This is a genomic window from Brevundimonas sp. (genome assembly GCF_030704825.1).
Taxonomy (GTDB): domain Bacteria; phylum Pseudomonadota; class Alphaproteobacteria; order Caulobacterales; family Caulobacteraceae; genus Brevundimonas.
Window position 1 is genome coordinate 137379 of record NZ_JAUYNX010000011.1, and the last position, 16961, is coordinate 154339.

At 67.7% G+C, this 16961-nt stretch carries 17 protein-coding genes; 3 read left to right on the plus strand and 14 right to left on the minus strand.

The features are described from left to right. Positions 1–175: 175 nt before the first annotated feature. Positions 176–1045, minus strand: coding sequence for a helix-turn-helix domain-containing protein (locus Q8Q71_RS04400; protein WP_305758422.1), 870 nt, complete (start codon positions 1043–1045; stop codon positions 176–178). 63 nt (positions 1046–1108) lie between these two features. Between Q8Q71_RS04400 and Q8Q71_RS04405 the strand changes: the two genes are divergently transcribed. Then, the gene (locus Q8Q71_RS04405; protein WP_305758423.1) at positions 1109–2230 is read left to right on the plus strand and encodes a S41 family peptidase; all 1122 of its coding nucleotides are present in this window, start codon (positions 1109–1111) and stop codon (positions 2228–2230) included. Positions 2231–2562: 332 nt separating this feature from the next. Here the strand turns inward: Q8Q71_RS04405 and Q8Q71_RS04410 are convergent, their stop codons facing one another. The 9 genes from Q8Q71_RS04410 to dnaG form a co-directional block, all read right to left on the minus strand. After that, on the minus strand, positions 2563–2838 hold the full coding sequence (locus Q8Q71_RS04410; protein WP_305758424.1) for a hypothetical protein: 276 nt from the start codon (positions 2836–2838) through the stop codon (positions 2563–2565). A 27-nt stretch (positions 2839–2865) separates the two neighbouring features. Further along, positions 2866–3183, minus strand: a complete 318-nt coding sequence (locus Q8Q71_RS04415; protein WP_305758425.1) for a hypothetical protein — start codon at positions 3181–3183, stop codon at positions 2866–2868. 87 nt (positions 3184–3270) lie between these two features. Continuing rightward, complete coding sequence (locus Q8Q71_RS04420; protein WP_305758426.1) at positions 3271–3777, minus strand: Hsp20/alpha crystallin family protein; 507 nt, start codon at positions 3775–3777, stop codon at positions 3271–3273. Positions 3778–3860: 83 nt separating this feature from the next. Beyond that, complete coding sequence (locus Q8Q71_RS04425; protein ID WP_305758427.1) at positions 3861–4349, minus strand: Hsp20 family protein; 489 nt, start codon at positions 4347–4349, stop codon at positions 3861–3863. Between the two features lie 271 nt (positions 4350–4620). Further along, on the minus strand, positions 4621–5388 hold the full coding sequence (locus Q8Q71_RS04430; protein ID WP_305758428.1) for a hypothetical protein: 768 nt from the start codon (positions 5386–5388) through the stop codon (positions 4621–4623). A 141-nt stretch (positions 5389–5529) separates the two neighbouring features. Continuing rightward, positions 5530–5685 carry a hypothetical protein gene (locus Q8Q71_RS04435; protein ID WP_305758429.1) on the minus strand — a complete coding sequence of 52 codons (156 nt, stop codon included), beginning with the start codon at positions 5683–5685 and terminating at the stop codon, positions 5530–5532. Positions 5686–5801: 116 nt separating this feature from the next. After that, positions 5802–6437 carry a hypothetical protein gene (locus Q8Q71_RS04440; protein WP_305758430.1) on the minus strand — a complete coding sequence of 212 codons (636 nt, stop codon included), beginning with the start codon at positions 6435–6437 and terminating at the stop codon, positions 5802–5804. A gap of 433 nt (positions 6438–6870) precedes the next feature. Then, positions 6871–8829 carry an RNA polymerase sigma factor RpoD gene (gene rpoD / locus Q8Q71_RS04445; RefSeq protein WP_305758431.1) on the minus strand — a complete coding sequence of 653 codons (1959 nt, stop codon included), beginning with the start codon at positions 8827–8829 and terminating at the stop codon, positions 6871–6873. 69 nt (positions 8830–8898) lie between these two features. After that, positions 8899–10764, minus strand: coding sequence for a DNA primase (dnaG, locus tag Q8Q71_RS04450; RefSeq protein ID WP_305758432.1), 1866 nt, complete (start codon positions 10762–10764; stop codon positions 8899–8901). Between the two features lie 223 nt (positions 10765–10987). On the opposite strand from dnaG, the gene Q8Q71_RS04455 reads away from it, so the two are divergent. Beyond that, a complete protein-coding gene (locus tag Q8Q71_RS04455; RefSeq protein ID WP_305758433.1) occupies positions 10988–11254 on the plus strand; it encodes a hypothetical protein in 267 nt (88 codons plus the stop codon). Here Q8Q71_RS04455 and Q8Q71_RS04460 read toward each other — a convergent pair. Further along, a complete protein-coding gene (locus tag Q8Q71_RS04460; protein ID WP_305758434.1) occupies positions 11251–12489 on the minus strand; it encodes a DUF1624 domain-containing protein in 1239 nt (412 codons plus the stop codon). The two genes, Q8Q71_RS04455 and Q8Q71_RS04460, sit on opposite strands and share 4 nt — an antisense overlap. Before the next feature lie 128 nt (positions 12490–12617). Here Q8Q71_RS04460 and Q8Q71_RS04465 point away from each other — a divergent pair, with 128 nt between their 5' ends. Further along, positions 12618–13442 (plus strand): SIMPL domain-containing protein, encoded by an 825-nt coding sequence (locus Q8Q71_RS04465; protein ID WP_305758435.1) that lies wholly within the window; start codon positions 12618–12620, stop codon positions 13440–13442. A gap of 4 nt (positions 13443–13446) precedes the next feature. Here the strand turns inward: Q8Q71_RS04465 and carA are convergent, their stop codons facing one another. The 3 genes from carA to Q8Q71_RS04480 are packed head-to-tail and all read right to left on the minus strand — an operon-like array spanning position 13447 to position 16959. After that, positions 13447–14607 (minus strand): glutamine-hydrolyzing carbamoyl-phosphate synthase small subunit, encoded by a 1161-nt coding sequence (gene carA, locus Q8Q71_RS04470; RefSeq protein ID WP_305758436.1) that lies wholly within the window; start codon positions 14605–14607, stop codon positions 13447–13449. A gap of 46 nt (positions 14608–14653) precedes the next feature. Continuing rightward, positions 14654–15964: an amino acid permease gene (locus Q8Q71_RS04475; protein WP_305758437.1), complete on the minus strand. Its 1311-nt coding sequence runs from the start codon at positions 15962–15964 to the stop codon at positions 14654–14656. Next, positions 15961–16959: an aromatic ring-hydroxylating dioxygenase subunit alpha gene (locus tag Q8Q71_RS04480; RefSeq protein ID WP_305758438.1), complete on the minus strand. Its 999-nt coding sequence runs from the start codon at positions 16957–16959 to the stop codon at positions 15961–15963. Before Q8Q71_RS04480 ends, Q8Q71_RS04475 begins: the two co-directional genes overlap by 4 nt. Between the last annotated feature and the right edge of the window lie 2 nt (positions 16960–16961).

Here is a 16961-nt window from a genome sequence, read left to right on the forward strand (position 1 = left end):
ATCCCGGCCCAGCATCGCCGCTTATCGTTAACGTATCGGTTCCTTGACCGGGATCCGCTGTCCCGGAGGCACACCGGACGTGGCGTCCGTCAGGCAGACGTCCGCTTCTGACTCATAGCGGCGGTTCGAAGAGGCCGCTTTCAGGCCGAAAGCTGCGTTGGGCCAAGGCGGGCCGTCATTTGATCCGCAAGTCTGAGTCATATTGTTCAGCTTTGAGGCGCCGCCGGGGGCGGGGGCTGAGTGGTGCCAGGACGAAGGCCAGGCTCACTAGTCGCTCCCGGCCCGTCGCTTTCCGTTGGCTCGTGAGCTCGCTGAGGCGCTCAAGAAGGCGCGATATCTCGCGCAAGTCTTCCTTGCTCACCCAGCCCTTGTTACGGGAGGCCCACAGATCCCGGTCCGGGCCTGCCGCTACTGTCTCCGTGGCCTTGAGCGCGGCACCAAAGTCGTCGACGGCGACTTGGACGAGCGCCTTGGCGAACGCGCCCAGCTCGCGCCCGTTTCCCTGCGCACCCAGATCGTAAGCCAGGCGTATTGGTCCGGGCCCCTCGCCGCCCAACCGATACAGACGCTCGTCATCTGCTGTTGAGGCCTCTTCCACCAGCCCGCTCTCCGCCAAGGCGCGCACGTGATAGTAGAGTCCGTCTGCGGGGCGTCCCAGATGCTCCGCCATGGCCGCAATGCTGGCTTCGCCGCCCAAAGCCGCCAAGGTGTCCACGACCTCCTGCCGAACAGGCGAACTCAGCAACCGGACATGTTCCGGGTCGCGAACGGCGCTTCGAACGAACGGCTTGACCATATCAAAAACCTCTGTTGAAATATGCGCATTATATTTCAACAAACGGAGCGACCGGCAACCCCGGCGCCCCGAATTGGGGCGACCGTGATGGCGGACCTTTTCAAGCGACTTGGCATGGCCTTCATGGTTGCGGCTCTGGCAGGCGGCGCGGCCAAGGCCGAAGAGACACCGGTCTCGGTCACCGACCTCCGGGCGGACCTGCGGATGGCGGTCGAGACGATCGAGCAGAACCATCCAGATCTCGCCCATTCTGCGAGCAGGGATGACCTTGAGCGCGCCTACCGGTCTATAGAGCGGGGTCTGGACCGACCAATGACCCGGACCCAAGCTTGGTCCGCACTTGCGCAGCTGAACCCCGTGCTGGCCGACGGGCACCTCTTTATCGGTCTGCCCGACTGGCGCCAGGAGAGCGCGCGGGCCCTGACCGACGGCGGAGCCTTTTTCCCGTTTGAAGTCAGCATCGACGCGCAAGGCGACTTGCAGATCGTTTCCGCCCTAGGTGGGGCACCAACGCCTTATGCCGGCCAGCGCATCCGAAGGATCAATGGACGGGATGCGGATCAGGTCGTGCGCGAATTATTGACGCGCGTGCACGGCGACACACCGGCGTTCCGATCAGCCCTGCTGGCTCAGCGCTGGTGGCTCTTCTATGACAAGGTCTACGATACGCCCGCTACGTTCGATCTCGAGCTGGCGCACTCCGGCCTCAAGACCATCGCCGCCAGTCATGAGACGCCCGCCCTGTTGCAAGACGAAGCGAGCTTCGAGCGGATGTTTCGATGCGAGGTCGGCGAACAGGTTGCCATTCTCACGGCCAGTACGTTTGCATGGGGTGACCAAGCGCAGTTCTTCGCATTCACACATGACTGTTTCGCGAGGATCGCCGCGGCGGGCTTGAGCGAGCTCATCATCGACATTCGCCACAACGGGGGCGGGGACGACGATATGTGGCGCGAGGGCCTGCTCCGATACATTGCCGACCGGCCATACAGGCACGGCTCACGATACATTAAACGGGTGCTTGAGCCGGGAGCACCTGGCGAAGTCGTGGGCCAACTGATCTCGGGCGTGATCGAATCCGAGACGGTGCCGCCTCCCTCCGAGCCGCTGAAGTTCAGAGGCGAGGTAGTCGTACTGGTGGGCCCGCAAACCTACTCCTCCGCCGTGCTCTTCAGCAACGTGGTTCAAGACTATGGTTTCGCTAGGGTGGCAGGGACGGGCGGTGCGGTCCGAACGCGCCAGTCCGGCAGCGTCCAGACACTTCGTCTGCCCAACACCGGTCTACTGCTGTTCTATCCCAGGTTTGTCCTCGACCGCCCCTCGGGTGCGGAGACCTCCACCTATGTCGAACCCGATATGCCACTTCCCGAAGATCGGCTTCAAGAACAGTCGGCGGTGACCGCGCTGGGATACCGCATTGTCTGCGGGCATTGATCAGGGACGTCGACCCTGAGCGCATTGGCTTAAACAGTTCAGCCGCCGACGGCTTTTGCAACGGCCTCACAGCCTTCCGCTATCGCGCTCGGCGTCAGGTTGTTCGCGTAAGTCACCACCAATGACGAGCAGGCGTCGAATGGGTCTAGATACAAGTTCGGTGAGGACGGGCTGGTCCGCGTCGTGACTGCGGTCGTTCAATACAGATAACGTATCAAAGCGAAAGCGTTGGCGACGTACTTCGAAGGTCTGTTTTGCCTGCCGGGCGGAAAGTCCGCTATTGGCGCTTCACCGACTTGTTCCTGGCCCGTCACCGCCCTTGGCTCCCGGGGCTACGCCGCCTCTAGTACAATAGCAGGATCGCGAAGTCGCGGCTCAGCTCCCTTCTCGGGAGAGATGAGCGCTGGGCTCAAGAAGCGGCCGCCCAGCGAGCCGTCTCGCAGGTGGATATGAATCTCGCAGGGCGTTCCCGCCTTGGCGAGCCGGTTGGCGAGTTCCATGGCGGCGCATTCGGCCGCCCGCCCGCTGAGAAAGACGAGATCGTTTTCGATCTGATCGCTCCGGACCGTCCAGCCGTCGGCAAGCGGCCGGACATCGATGATGCGCATGGTCGAGTTCCGAGTGTTGTGGATAGGTCAGTGGGTCGGGGCGTCCTTGGCGGGCGCCATTGCGTCCAGGCGTTTCAGCGCCGCACACACCTCGTCCAGCGGGACGGGCCCGGCCGTGCCGAGCAGCCATCGCAGGCGTGGATCGTCCCGCAGCGCCGAGGCGTCCGATGCCCAGGACGAGAGAATCTCGCGCTTCTCATCATACGTCAGATCCCGGTCCTTCAGCACCTCGGTCGGGTGCTGGAATCCCACGGCCGGCCGGACGCCGCGTTCAAGGGCGGTCCTGAGGCTGTACGGCATATCGCCGTAGGGTTCGAAGATTTGTTCCGAGGTCGCAAGCCGCATCATCGTCTCTCCTGTCTTCTCCTTTCTCCCAAGGGCGTTCATGCGGGGAGGGAAGGCGCCGGCCCCGGATGGGGCCGGCGCCGGCGATCAGTGGCTGGTCATCCCGGTATTGATCGGGATCCGTCTCGCCCGTTCCCGGCTTTGCTCGGACTTGGGCGCGATCACCGTCAGCACCCCGTTGCGGAAGGTCGCCTGGATCGCGTCCTCATCGATGTCGCCGAGCGAGAGCCGCCGCTCGAACCGGCCGTAGACGCGCTCGCTGAAGGCGCGGCTGCGGTCCTCGGTCTCCTGGCGCTTCTCGCCGCGCAGGGTCAGCACGCCGTCCTCGAACAGGATCTCGACGTCCTTTTCCTCCAGCCCGGGCAGCTCGGCCGTCACCCGGTACTCGCGATCGTGGTCCTGGACCTCGATCTGGGGCCAGGTAGGGCGGCCGCCCCACAGGCCGGGGGCGTCGAACCCGCGGAAGACGTCGTCGAACAGCCGGTTCACCTCGCGGTGAAGGGTGAACAGCGGGCTCTCAGCGGAGCCCTCGACCGGCAAATTGCGGTCCCGGTCGCCGGGCCGGCTCCAGGGAACAAGATCACGTACGTTCATCATGCTTCTCCTCTTCTGGCTTGCGGGAGGAGTCGAGACGGAGCCTCGCCGCCTCGACTCCGAGGCTGGAGGACGCCGGCCGGTCAGGCAGCCTGGCGCTCCGGCTGAGGGTTGTCGATACGGCGCATCGCGGGCGGTTCGCCGGACGCGGCGATCTCGATGCGCCGCGGCTTGAGCGCCTCCGGCACCTCACGGACCAGGTCGATCGCCAGCACGCCATTGTCATAGGCGGCCGAGGTCACGACCACGTGGTCGGCGAGTTCGAAGCGGCGCTCGAAGTCGCGCCCGGCGATCCCGCGGTGCAGGTAGGCGCGCTCGCCGTCCTTTTCGTCGTGGATCTTGCGGCCAGAGACGACCAACAGGTTGGGCTGGGCCGTGATCTCCAGTTCGTCGGCCGCGAAGCCGGCGGCGGCCAGGGTGATCCGGTAGCCGTCCTCGCCGGTCTTTTCCACGTCGTAGGGCGGATAGCTTCGGTCGCCGTCGCTACGCATCGCGTTGTCGATGAGGTCCGCCAAGCGGTCGACGCCGATTATCGACCGGTACAGGGGCGAAAAGTCATATGCCGTTCTCATTTCCATCTCCTCGAACGAGCAAGTTGGACATGGAGAGGCGCCCGGAAGCGGAGCGCCTCCCGACCGCCAGGCCCTTGCGGCGCCTGGCGGTGGAGGAGTTAGGAAGGTTCAAAACGGCGTCAAGGCCCGGCTAGCCGGTCTCGCGGCGAAAAAATGGAGAATCGCAGACGCTCGCCTTCACGATCACCGGGCGGCTCCGTCTTCCGCGATCCAAGAAAGAGAAGGTCGGCTGTGTGCGAATTTGTCGATGTCCGCTCCTGGCGCAAAACGGCTACCGCCTCGAGGCTCCCCAAGGATAGAGCCGCCGCAGTTCCTTCTCCAGGAGTTCGGGCAGGTTCACTCCCAGCCGGCGAAACTCACTGTCGAACCGGGCGTGAGCGGCTCGCCGGGCTTCAATCAGTTGGCGGATTCCCGGCTGATCGACGGCGGCTGGTCCCCCGCGAAATTCATCGGCCCGCGCGATGCTGATCGGTCGAAACTCCCCGTACTCACGCTTGATGATCGCGTGGGTCAGCGCCCCAACCTCCCGGACGGAAAGCATTTCGACGAAGCCGGCCAAAGCCCCGTCGATGGCCGGTGTGCCGACTTCATCGAAATAGTCTGTGATGCCGTTGTTCTGCATATAGTGGGCGAAATCGCCGACGTGGAGCGCCATCCTCTCCGTCAGTATGAGCGCGCGGTCTCCCAGCACCCGGACGGTGAGCGCCACCCGCTCGCGGATGATCGCGGTGCATTTGCTGGTCCATGGCCTGGATGCCGGAAAGTAGGGCGTCCGGTTATCGACGGGGAGTACGGGCGCGACGTCGCCCCGCTCCATGGCGTCGATCAGCGACCGCCCGTCTGCCGGATTGATCCGGCTCCGCACGAAGCTCTCCATCAGCGCCCGGCGGGCAAGGGGAGACCAGAACGTCTCCCCGGGATACCTCGCCAGATAGTCCTCGACCTGGCGCGTCTGGTCGACCGTCAGCGGCGGAAGATCGGCCGCGAAACGCGCGCTCGCATAGGCGTGCGGTTTCAGGAAGGGTTCGATACCGCTCATCCCCCGACCATGCCGGAGTTGGCTTAGCTTCTCGTTACGCTTCGCCTAATTCACGGAGCGTCATGCCCTGGTCCCTTCCCGCGAGTGTCCGCTTCTCGTCCCAGCGCCAAGGTCCGCTTCTGGCGCAAAGCTGACGCCCCCTCACACCTCCTCCTCCCAATCCCGCCCGATCTCCCGGCGCCCCGCGCAGAACCGCTGGTGCTGGGCCTGCATCCGCGCCGGGGGGCTGTTCGGCGGGTGCTGCGGCCACAGGTCGTCGGCCTCGTTCCAGTAGCGCTCGGCCCATCCGCCCTCCACGCCGCGGGCGACGTCCGGCGCCGCCTTTTCCGGGCCCGGCGCGCGGGCGCGCCAGCGCAGGGCCGGGGCGGCTCCGCCCCGCTTCTCGCGGGCCCCCGAACGCCTGACCCCTCCCCTTACATCTCCCCCGGCTCCCGCTCCCGCAGCCGCCCGTCCGCGTCCCAATACCGGTCCGCCCAGCCCTCGGCCTCGGCCGCCCGGCGGTCCGCCTCCGCCGCCCCGGCGCCATAGGTCTGCGCCCGCCAGCGCAGGGCGAAGCCGCCCCAGCGGACGCCGGGGCGGACGCCCTCGGCCAGCATTTCATGGGCCAGTTCGACGGCGCGGTCCTCGACGATCTGGCCGACCTTGAGGCGCACCGCTTCCTCTTCCTCTTCCGTGGGCTCCGGCGTCCCGTCGACCGCGTCCAGCCGGGCCAGGGCCTCGGCCGCCTTCAGCTGGACCAGGGCCTCCGCGGCCCGGCCTTCGGCCAGCAGGGCGGCGGCGCGGTCGACGGCGCGGCGGCGGACCTCGTCCGGCGCGGGCGGGGCCTCCGCGCCGGCGGCGGCGATCCGCTCGCCCGGCAGGTCGCGGTCGGACCGCTCGGCCTGGTGGCGCCGCGACCAGCCCTCGCGCCGGCATTTCTTCCTTAGATTGGCCAGGCCGACGTCGAACCGCCGGGCCACCGACGGCCCGCTCTCGCCGGCCTCATAGGCCAGCCGCACCCGCGCCCAGACCTCGGGGCCGCGATATTTTCTCAGACGGAAATGGTCCATGGCCGCAGCGGACCACGCCCCTGCGTCAAAACCGGACGCAGGCGTATCCCGTGTCGCCCAATTCCCTCCCGCCGTCGTCGATGTCGTGCTTTCCGCGTCGTCCAATTCTCTCCCGGTCGAAGCCGCCGACGCGAAGCGTCATCCCGTCCCAAACTCGCGCTGGGGCCGCCAGTCGAGGTTCATCACAAAGGCCACGAAGAAGGCACGAAGGACACGAAGGGAGCGGGGATGCGGCTTGGTCGACGCGACCTGCCCGTCCTCGAATTGCGGCTTCGCCGCCTTCAAGGATCGACGCGGGCCCGGCTGTCTCAGCCGCGCCGAACTCTTTGTGTTCTTTGTGTATTCTTCGTGCCCTTTGTGATGAACCTTGGCTCGCGGTCCTCGCACGGGGCCGGAAAAAAGGGCGGCCCCTGCGAGCCGCCCCCTGTCCGTATCAGCTGTCCAGGAACGACCGCAGCTTCCGCGACCGGCTCGGATGCTTCAGCTTGCGCAGCGCCTTGGCCTCGATCTGGCGGATGCGTTCGCGGGTGACCGAGAACTGCTGGCCGACCTCTTCCAGGGTGTGGTCGGTGTTCATGCCGATGCCGAAACGCATGCGCAGCACCCGCTCCTCGCGCGGCGTCAGGGAGGCCAGCACGCGGGTCGTGGTCTCGCGCAGGTTCGACTGGATGGCCGCGTCGATGGGCAGGATGGCGTTCTTGTCCTCGATGAAGTCGCCCAGGTGCGAATCCTCCTCGTCCCCGATCGGGGTCTCGAGGCTGATCGGCTCCTTGGCGATCTTCAGGACCTTGCGGACCTTCTCCAGCGGCATGGCCAGCTTCTCGGCCAGTTCTTCCGGGGTCGGTTCGCGGCCGATCTCGTGCAGCATCTGGCGGCTGGTGCGGACGATCTTGTTGATCGTCTCGATCATGTGCACCGGGATGCGGATGGTGCGGGCCTGGTCGGCGATCGAGCGGGTGATCGCCTGACGGATCCACCAGGTGGCGTAGGTGCTGAATTTGTAGCCGCGGCGGTACTCGAACTTGTCGACCGCCTTCATCAGGCCGATGTTGCCTTCCTGAATGAGATCAAGGAACTGAAGGCCGCGGTTGGTGTATTTCTTGGCGATGGAGATGACCAGGCGCAGGTTGGCCTCGACCATTTCCTTCTTGGCCTGACGGGCCTCGCGCTCGCCTTTCTGCACCGTCTGGACGATGCGGCGGTAGTCGTCGATCGGCAGGCCGGCCTCGGTGGCCACGGCGGCGACGTCGCCGCGGATCTGGGCGATCTGGGCCTGTTCGTTGTCGCTGAACTTGGTCCAGCGCACGCCCATCTCCTTGACCCGCTCGGCCCAGGTCGGGTCCAGCTCGGCGCCGAAATAGGATTTGAGGAATTCGGGACGCGAGATGCCGTAGCTGTCGGCGAGGCGCAGCAGCCGGCCTTCCAGCCCCATCAGCCGCTTGTTGATGGCGTAGAGCTGCTCGACCAGGGCCTCGATGCGGTTGTTGTTCAGCTTCATCGTCTTGAGCCGGCCCGAGATGGTCGACGTCAGGGCGTCATAGGCCTTCTGGTCCTTGGGATTGAGCTGTTCGCCCTTCAGCCGGCTCTCGACCAGCTTGTCCTGCAGCTTGCGGAAGGCGCCGAAGTCGGCGGCCACGGCGTCCAGCACCTCCATGACGCCGTCGCGCAGCTCCGCCTCCAGCGCCGAGATCGACATGCCGCCGCCGTCGTCGAAATCCTCGTCCTCCTCGTCGTCCGTCTCCGGCTTGGGCTCGGCGCCCTCTTCCGGCTCGGCGGCGGGCGGCGGGACCGCCCCGGCGGGGGGCTGGTTGTGCGGCAGGGACGAGGGGTTGAGCACGCCGTAGGTGGCGTCCAGGTCGATGACCTCGCGCAGCAGGATGCGGTTGTTGGCCAGCTCGTCGCGCCAGACCATGATGGCCTCGAACGTCAGGGCGCTCTCGCACAGCCCCGAGATCATGGCGTCCCGCCCCGCCTCGATCCGCTTCGCGATCGCGATCTCGCCCTCGCGGCTCAGCAGCTCGACGCTCCCCATCTCCCTCAAATACATCCGCACCGGGTCGTCGGTGCGGTCATAGGCGGCCTTGGCCGGCGTCTCGGCGACCGAGGTGTCGGCGCGTTCGACGACCTCGCCGCCCTCCTTCTCGGTGGTCTCGGCGGCGTCTTCCTCGGCCTCGACGACGTTGACGCCCATCTCGGACAGCATCGCCAGCGTGTCCTCGATCGCGTCGGGCGTGACCTCCTCACTGGGCAGGACCTTGTTCAGGTCCTCCATCGTCACATACCCCCGCGCCTTCGCCTGCTTGATAAATTTCTTTACCCCGGCATCGGTAAGGTCGAGCAGCGGACCGTCGCTCTGGGCTTCGGTTTCCTGCGTCTCGGTCTGGGCGCTCATACAGTCTCTTCTCCGGGTGGAGGGCTGATCAGGCCGTCCGCCAAATACAACGTGTGGCGGGTTCGTTGGTTACGAGCCCGCGCTGTCTTCCCAAATCTCTCCGGTTTTGATCGCGCGACGCAAAGCATCCCGCTCGGCTTTCAGCCTGCGGAACGCCTCGTCCTGGCCCGGCATGCCTGCCGCCGAGCTCAGTGCATCCTCCAGCGCCGCCACGCGAGTGAGCGCGTCGAACGCCTGCGACCATCGGACCCTTGCTTCGGCGAGGGGCGCATTTGCGGCCAGGAAAGGCGCGCCGGACTTTGCCGCCGCCTTCTCGACCTCGCGCACTAAAGCATCGTGACCCGATTGCGCCAGATGGCGACGCAGCGCCGCCGAGTCAAGGTCCTGACCCGAGAAGCGCAGGCGGACCATCTCCTGCGCCAGCCCGTCCAGGGCCGGATCACCGAAGCCATGCGACGAGATCGCCTCCAGATGATCGTCCATCCGTTCCGGATCGTCGATGGCGCCGTGGGCGAGGGCCGCGGCCACCGGCTCGATGGAACGGCTCAACGACTGCATCGCCTGGGCGCCCTCGGCGGTCTGGCCCAGTTTGGGCGGCGGGCCCGGCCGCCAGCGTCCGCCAGAGCTTGTCGCCGGCTGGCCCTGCGGCGCGCGGCGCGCCGGGAACAGGGCGTCGAAACGGTCGAACAGTTCCCGTCGATACTGTTCCGCCAGATCCTTGTCCTGGATGGCCGAGGCGGCCTGACGCAGCCGGCCCTTCAGCCCGGCGCGGCGCTCCGGCGAATCCAGCGGCTCGACCTCCGCCTCCTTCTGGAACAGCACCTCGGCGAACGGCCGTGTCGTGGTCATGGCCTGCCGCAGGGCCGGCGCGCCCTTGTCGCGCAGGATGTCGTCGGGGTCCTGACCACCCTCCAGCAAGGCGAAGCGGAATGATCGCCCCGACTTCAGCTGCGGTAGGGCCCGGTCGATGGCGCGATAGGCCGCCCTGCGTCCCGCCGCGTCGCCGTCGAAACACAGGACCGGCTCGTGCGAGACGCGCCACAGCCGCTCCATCTGCTCCTCGGTCAGGGCGGTGCCCATCGGCGCGACAGCGGGAATGCCCGCGCGATGGCAGGCGATGACGTCCATATAGCCCTCGACCACCACGATGGCCTGATCGCTTTTGCTCTCGGCCCCGAGGATGCGGCGCGCCTCGGGCAGGCCGTACAGGGTCGCGCCCTTGTGGAAGAGCGGGCTCTCCGGGCCATTCAGATATTTGGCGCGGTCGTCGGGGTTCATGGCCCGGCCGCCGAAGCTGACGATCCGACCGCGCGCGTCGAGGATGGGGAACATGAGCCGGTCGCGGAACCGGTCATAGGGCTGCCCGCCGCTCTCGGGCGCGATCAGCATCCCCGCCTCGACCAGATCGCCCGGCCTGGCCCCGCGCTGGACCAGGGCGTTCTTCAGCCCCTCGCGGTCGTTCGGCGCATAGCCGAGGCCGAACCGCTCCCACTGGTCCTCGGGCAGGCCGCGCTTTTCCAGATATTCTCGCGCCGCCTTGCCGGGCGAGCGGCGCAGATTGGCGGCGAACCATTTCTGGGCCAGATCCATCCAGTCGGTCAGGCCCTGCTTCTTCGCCTCGCGCTCGGCCGCCTGCGGATCCTCGGCCGGCAGGGCCATGCCCGCCTCGCCGGCCAACCGCTGCACCGCCTCGACGAAGGACAGCCGCTCGGTCTCCTGCAGGAAGCTGATGACGTCGCCGTGCTTGCCCGACGAGAAGTCGTGGAAGAACCCCTTGTCGTCATTGACGAAGAAGGACGGCGACTTCTCCTTGGTGAAGGGCGACAGGCCGACGTACTCGCGTCCCTGCCGCTTGAGCTTCACCGTCCGTCCGATGATGTCGGACGGGCGAAGGCGGGCCTTCAGTTCTTCAAGGAAGCGGTCGTCGAAGCGCACGAGCGTCTTATAGCGCGCGACTCAGCCTGCGGGGCCTTTTACCTTTCGTTAACCACAAAGGCCAAAGAGCGGCGATAACTGCCTGAAAATACGCATAGTTTTCTTCCAATAACGGAACTATCCACATGCCTGTGGATTAACCATGTGCCCGTCACAGAAGGCGACGGAGACAGGCGGCCCCGCGGCGAAGATCGCGGATCCGCTCGAGAGTGAAGGCCCGCCCATGTTCATGACCATCGCCCGTCCGGCGGTGGAGCCCCACGGTCCCGACGCCGTCGCCGTCCCCGGTTCCCCAGCCATTCAGTCCCTGCCGCCTCGCGCCCTGCACGCCCGCCTGCTTGAGAATGCGGCCCTGAGGCGCAGACGCGGCGCCGAACGGCTACGAAGCCGCCGGTACGACGACGCCGACTACTGGCTGCACGCCGCGCCCGTGGCCGTCCGCAAGGCCAGCGCCCTGCGGGAAGAGAAGAGCTTCGCCCCCCTTCCCTAGAGATACCCCAGCCACCAGTCGCGCCGGCGGCGTTTGACGCCTTCGAACCAGCGCGACAGCGGATAGAGGAGCGCCAGGACCGCCAGCCAGGCGACATAGACCCCCGCCAGACCGAAGCCCCACTCCGCCTGGATCACCCGGCCGGGATCACCCAGCATGTTGAAGAAGGCCGACGGCGGCACGCCCATCGCCGTCCCGACCGCCAGCGCCAGCCCGTGGGCCAGAAAAACGTGCAGCACATAGGTGAACAGCGGTGTGCGGCCGAAGGTCTCCAATCTGCTCGCCAACGGTCCGCCCAGTCGGGCCAGACCCGGGAGCAGGGCCAGCGACACGCCGAGTGTGACCAGCACATAGTCCAGCGATGGCGGATATTTGCTGACGTTGATGAAGGACAGGGCGGTCCACAGCGGCTCGGGCTGCGCCGCCCATGGTCGTGGGTCGCCGTAGAGGTTTATCCCGCGCACCACCGCGAACAGGGCCAGAAGCCCGCCCGCCAGCATCAGGATCGTTCGGGCCCGCGGGCCTTCCTGTTGCTGGAACAGGCCGCCAAGCCCGTAGCCGAGCAGCATCACCCCCAGCCAGGGCACAAAGGGATAGGCGACGAATCCTCCCAGCCCCGGTCCAAACTCCAGCGTCGCATTCCAGGCCGGCCCGAAGGCGCCCAGATCGGAAGGATCGATCGGGGCCACCAGCTGATGCCCGGCGACGATCACCGCCCCAAGCGCCAGCAGCGTTTGGCGTGGAAGCCAGATCAGCGCCGCCATCGCCAGCATCGAGGCGCCGATGGCCCAGATCACCTGCAGGAACAGGCCCCCGCCGAAGTTGAAGCCCCACTGGACTATGGTCAGCTCCAGCAGGATCAGCCACGCGCCGCGCGTCGCCAGAAAGCGACTCAGGTCGATCCGGTTCTTGCCGTTCGCGCGCTGCAAGAACACCGACACCCCCGCCAGAAAGACGAAGGTCGGGGCGCACAGGTGCGTCGCCCAGCGGGTCATGAACAGCGCCGGATCGCCGGACTCCAGCCCGAGGGGATCGGCGGTGAAGGCCGCCCGATGAAAGAAGTCGCGCACATGGTCCAGCACCATCAGCACGATCACCAGACCGCGCAGCCGATCGATCGCGTCGATCCGGGCCGCACCGGACCGGGTCATGCCGCCGGCCGTGACCGTCGGCGAGGCCAGGGGCGCGTCGTGTGGCACCCCCTCCTCCGGAGCTTCGACGGATTGTGCGGTCAAGTGGCGTGCTCCCCCGACATGGCGCCCCATCCTGGCCCGACCGGCGAACCGGCGCCAGACGCCCTCGCATCTGGTCAGGCGGTCAGGGCCGTGGTTGTGTACAGGCGCATCTCCGGGGGGAACCACTCATGAAAGCCATTCTCTGCATCGCGACGGCGGCCGCTATCTCGACCACGCCCGCCGCCGCCCAGGACATCGCCGGGCCGGTCGCCGCCGCGGTTGATCAGTTCGGTCAGAGCGTGGCGGAATCTATGGCGGGAGCTCCAGGGGTGTTTGTCACCGCGCAGGGCCGCGCGCCCCTGCCTGCCGCCGCCGCTGCGCCCATGACCCTGACAGTCAAGGGAACCGGCAAGACGGCCGTCGAGGCCGTGGCCGACCGCAACGCCCGGCTGGAGCGCATCCGCTCGGTCGCCAACCGGTTCGACGTGGCGATGGAGGTCGGCGAGACCACCTACGCCATCGTCGAAACGCCGAGCTGGCTGACGTCCACGGCGGAGTCTCCGGTGGTCGACTACAGCGACATGGATGAAACCGAGGTCGTCGATGCCGCGGCGGCGGCGGTGATGGCCGACGATGAGGCGATCGCGCCCACTGTGACGGCGTCGACGACGGTCACGCTGCAGCGGCCCAATGAGACCCGGCTCCCGGGTTTCGTCGACGCCCTGGTGGAGGCCGGGGTCACCGATCTGAATGACAGTCTGACTGGTCTCAATCTGGGCCCGATGCAGCCCTTCCTGTCGCTTCTGGGCCTTGATACGGCCGGCGATCCCGGCGAGGCGGTCTGGAACGCCGCGACGGCCGACGGCATCGCCCGCGCCCGCGCCCAGGCCGAGGCCGTCGCCGCCGCCTCGGGCCGCCGGCTGGGGCCTGTGCGCTACGTCTCGATGCTGATGCGATCGCACGACGGCGAGGACGCCCTCGTCAGCGTCGCTGTTCGCTTCGGCTTCGAATAGGCGGTCAGGCCTTCATCAAGTCCGCGAACCGCTGGAACAGATACAGGCTGTCGGTCGGGCCCGGCGAGGCCTCCGGGTGATGCTGGACGCTGAACACCGGCCGATCCTTCAGGGCGATACCGCAGTTGGTGCCGTCGAACAGGCTGACGTGGGTCTCGGTGACCGCGTCCGGCAGACTGTCGCGGTCGACGGTGAAGCCGTGGTTCATCGACACGATCTCGACCTTGCCGGTCGTCAGGTCCTTGACCGGATGGTTCGCTCCATGGTGACCCTGATCCATCTTGACGGTCTTCGCCCCGAGGGCCAGGGCCAGCATCTGGTGGCCCAGGCAGATGCCGAACAGGGGCGTGCCGCTGTCGACCAGCTTCTTGATCTCGGGCACGGCGTACTTCCCGGTCGCCGCGGGATCGCCCGGCCCATTGGACAGCACCACGCCATCGGGGCTGCGCGCCAGAATTTCCTCGGCTGAGGCAGTCGCGGGGACCACGGTGATCCTCGCCCCGGTCGAGGCCAGGGCCCGCAGGATGTTGCGCTTCACGCCATAGTCGACCACCACCACCGACCTGCCGGCGGCGTCCACCCGCGGGTAGCCTTCCGGCCAGTCCCACAGCCCTTCGTCCCAGTCGAACGCCTGCAGCGTCGAGGCGGGCTTTGCGAGGTCCAGGCCGACCAGACCGGTCCACGCCTTCGCCTGCGCCACCAGGGCGTCGAGATCGAACTTTCCGTCCGGATCATGGGCGATCACCGCATGCGGGGCGCCGCCGTCGCGGATCAGGGCGGTCAGGGCGCGGGTGTCCACGCCGGCCAGACCGACCACGCCGCGCCGCTTCATCCAGTCGTCGAATGAGCTGTCGGCGCGCCAGTTGGCCGGATCGGTCGGCGCGTCGCGGAAGATGGCGCCGCGCGCCGAGGTCTCGGACCCGCCGCCGATCTGCTCCAGATCCTCGACGTTGGTCCCGGTGTTGCCGACGTGGGGGAAGGTGAAGGCCAGGATCTGGCTCATGTAGGAGGGATCGGTCAGGATCTCCTGATAACCCGTCATGGCGGTGTTGAAGACCACCTCGCCGAGGGCCGACCCGGTCGCGCCGCAGCCGAGGCCCTGCAGGATGGTGCCGTCCGCGAGCGCGAGCACGCCGGTGACGCCGGGAAGAAGCTGGGTGGTCATGGCAGGCTCCCTAGCACCGAATCCCGGCGAGCAAACGGCGGCGTTGCTAAAGAGGCGCCGCCTCGGGGTCAACGGGCACCGCCGGCTTGCGCATGAAGGCGAACCATATCCCCGTGGTCACGACGAAGAAGATCGCTGTCGGCAGGATATAGCCGGGAGCCGCCGCGATCACCGCTGCCGAGGTGAACAGCAGGCCCAGCGCCGCCACACCCCGCGCCCGCGTCCATCGCGCCAGCCGGAACAGCGACGCCGAGCAGAGGCCATAGACAACCAGGCTGAGCACCGAGGTCACCCCGACCAGCATGCCGAACTGACCGCCCAGCGTGGGCTGGCCCGAGATGACCGCCACCACGCTCATGATCGCCCCGCCCAGCAGCGGATTGGCGATCGGCGTGTGGTCGCCCGCGCCGAAGCCCGAGGGCAGATAGCCGTGGCGCGCGGCGGCCCGCGCCGTCTCGCCGCCCAGCATGACCCACCCGCTGAGCGTGCCGACAGCCTTGACCACGGCCGCGGCCGCGACCGCCGCCCCGATCGAGGCTCCGAACACCCGCGCCGTCAGGTCGGCGTAGGGGCTGGAGGACTGGGCCAGGACGCCGGCGGGGATCACCCCGAACACCGCCACGCTGGCTGCGACATAGACGAGCGACGCCAGCAACACTCCGGCGATCGAGGCCCGGCCGACATCCCGCGCCGGATGCCGGACGCGCGCCGACAGCACCGCGGCGCTCTCTACCCCCAGAAAGGCCCAGAAGATCACGGCCAGTGAGGCCGGAACGCTTTCGGCCAGGCTGTTTCCCGACGGACTCCATGAGGCGGCGAAGGTCTCGCCGCTGAACGCCATGACCCCGGCGGCCACGGCGACCACGATGGGAACGAGGCCGATGGCCAGGGCCAGGGCCGCGAACCGCGAAGCCGTCCGCGCTCCCAGGATGTAGGCGCCGGTGGTCAGCCAGATGAGGCCCAGATTGCAGAACGTGGCCGCCACCGGCTCCTTCAGCACGGGAAAGAAAAAGCCGAGATAGCCGGTGGCCGCCACGGCGATGGCCACATTGCCCACGAGGCATGCGGTCCAGAAGGCCAGCGCCGTCTGGAAGCCGAAGAAGCGGCCCAGCCCCCGCTCGGCGAAGCCCGACAGGCCGTCGGCGTCCGGTTGCAGGCGGCCCAGAGCAGCGAACACGAGCGCCAGAGTGACCGCGCCGAGGCCGGCGACGCCCCAGCCCACCACGCTCGAGGACCCGACCGGAGCGAGGGTGGCGGGCAGCAGATAGACGCCCGAGCCGATCATGTTTCCCGCGACCACCAGGGCTGCGAGGCCCCAGCCCAGCTTGTTCCGGTCCTCGATCGGGGCGTGGGTCACGGGTGAACCTCGGCGATCCGCGACTGGAACCAGGCCACGGCGACCTCGTGCCGGGGGCTGAGGACGCCACGATCGTAGGCGCCCGCGGACAGATTGGTCTGCACGGCCTCGCAGATGGCGGCGTCCTCGGCGGTCAGGCGGTCCGAGGCGGCCAGCGCCTCGCCCAGCGCGCCCTCCCCGTCGTCGCTGAGAAACAGGTAGTCGAGCCGCGTGCGCCCCGGACCGACCGGGGTCATCCGCTCGATCATGGCTCCGTCCCGATAGACGTTGATCCCCAGATTGGGCCACAGCCAGCCCCACACGCCGGCTTGGGGCCCGTCATTGACGCCCAGGGCCTGTTGCACGACCAGATCGCCTTCCACCCGGACCTGATAATCGGCCGAGCCCAATTCATCGGCCAGCACCGGGTGGACCGAGCCGATGTGATAGCCCTCAAGATAGTTCTCGGCGTAGATCTTCCAGTCGCAGGCCAGGTCGTGGCTACGGCGCAGGGCGGGCGCCGCGATGGACAGGCCGCGCCCGGCCAGCAGGGCCTCCAGCGGCGCGATATGATCGGCGAGCGGGGCCGCCCCGGAGTCCAGGGTGGCGAAGGCCAGACCGCGCCAGGTTTCGAGCCGCAGGGTCAGCAGGCCGAAATCGCGGGGATCGAAGCCCTCGACCGCGCCGAATCCGGCCGCCGACCGCAGCCGCCCGTCCAGCGCGTAGCGCCAGCCGTGGTAGCCGCAGACCAGTTCGCCCTCGCAGTGTCCCCGCGCGCCGGAAACCAGGGGCCCCGCGCGGTGGCGGCAGACATTGTGAAAGGCCCGCAGGAGCCCGTCCTTGCCGCGCAGGGCGAGCAGGCGGTGACCGGCGACATCCGTTGCGATCCAGTCGCCGGGCTCAGCCGCCTCGGCCTCATGGCCGAGAAACAGCCAGGCGCGGCCGAACACGGCGGTTCGCTCCCGCGCCCAGGCATCGGGGCAGCCGTAGAGTCGGGCCGGGAGGGTGGTTTGCATGG

Coding starts and splice junctions, on each gene's coding strand:
- Q8Q71_RS04405 (WP_305758423.1), top strand. CDS start 1,109: ATGACCCGGACCCAAGCTTGGTCCGCACTTGCGCAGCTGAACCCCGTG.
- Q8Q71_RS04440 (WP_305758430.1), bottom strand. CDS start 6,437: ATGGACCATTTCCGTCTGAGAAAATATCGCGGCCCCGAGGTCTGGGCG.
- Q8Q71_RS04415 (WP_305758425.1), bottom strand. CDS start 3,183: ATGCGGCTTGCGACCTCGGAACAAATCTTCGAACCCTACGGCGATATG.
- Q8Q71_RS04430 (WP_305758428.1), bottom strand. CDS start 5,388: ATGAGCGGTATCGAACCCTTCCTGAAACCGCACGCCTATGCGAGCGCG.
- Q8Q71_RS04425 (WP_305758427.1), bottom strand. CDS start 4,349: ATGAGAACGGCATATGACTTTTCGCCCCTGTACCGGTCGATAATCGGC.
- rpoD (WP_305758431.1), bottom strand. CDS start 8,829: ATGAGCGCCCAGACCGAGACGCAGGAAACCGAAGCCCAGAGCGACGGT.
- Q8Q71_RS04455 (WP_305758433.1), top strand. CDS start 10,988: ATGTTCATGACCATCGCCCGTCCGGCGGTGGAGCCCCACGGTCCCGAC.
- Q8Q71_RS04420 (WP_305758426.1), bottom strand. CDS start 3,777: ATGAACGTACGTGATCTTGTTCCCTGGAGCCGGCCCGGCGACCGGGAC.
- Q8Q71_RS04465 (WP_305758435.1), top strand. CDS start 12,618: ATGAAAGCCATTCTCTGCATCGCGACGGCGGCCGCTATCTCGACCACG.
- carA (WP_305758436.1), bottom strand. CDS start 14,607: ATGACCACCCAGCTTCTTCCCGGCGTCACCGGCGTGCTCGCGCTCGCG.
- Q8Q71_RS04400 (WP_305758422.1), bottom strand. CDS start 1,045: ATGGGCGAGATCTGGATGGTTCTGCTCGATCGTCTCGACCGCCATCCG.
- Q8Q71_RS04480 (WP_305758438.1), bottom strand. CDS start 16,959: ATGCAAACCACCCTCCCGGCCCGACTCTACGGCTGCCCCGATGCCTGG.
- Q8Q71_RS04410 (WP_305758424.1), bottom strand. CDS start 2,838: ATGCGCATCATCGATGTCCGGCCGCTTGCCGACGGCTGGACGGTCCGG.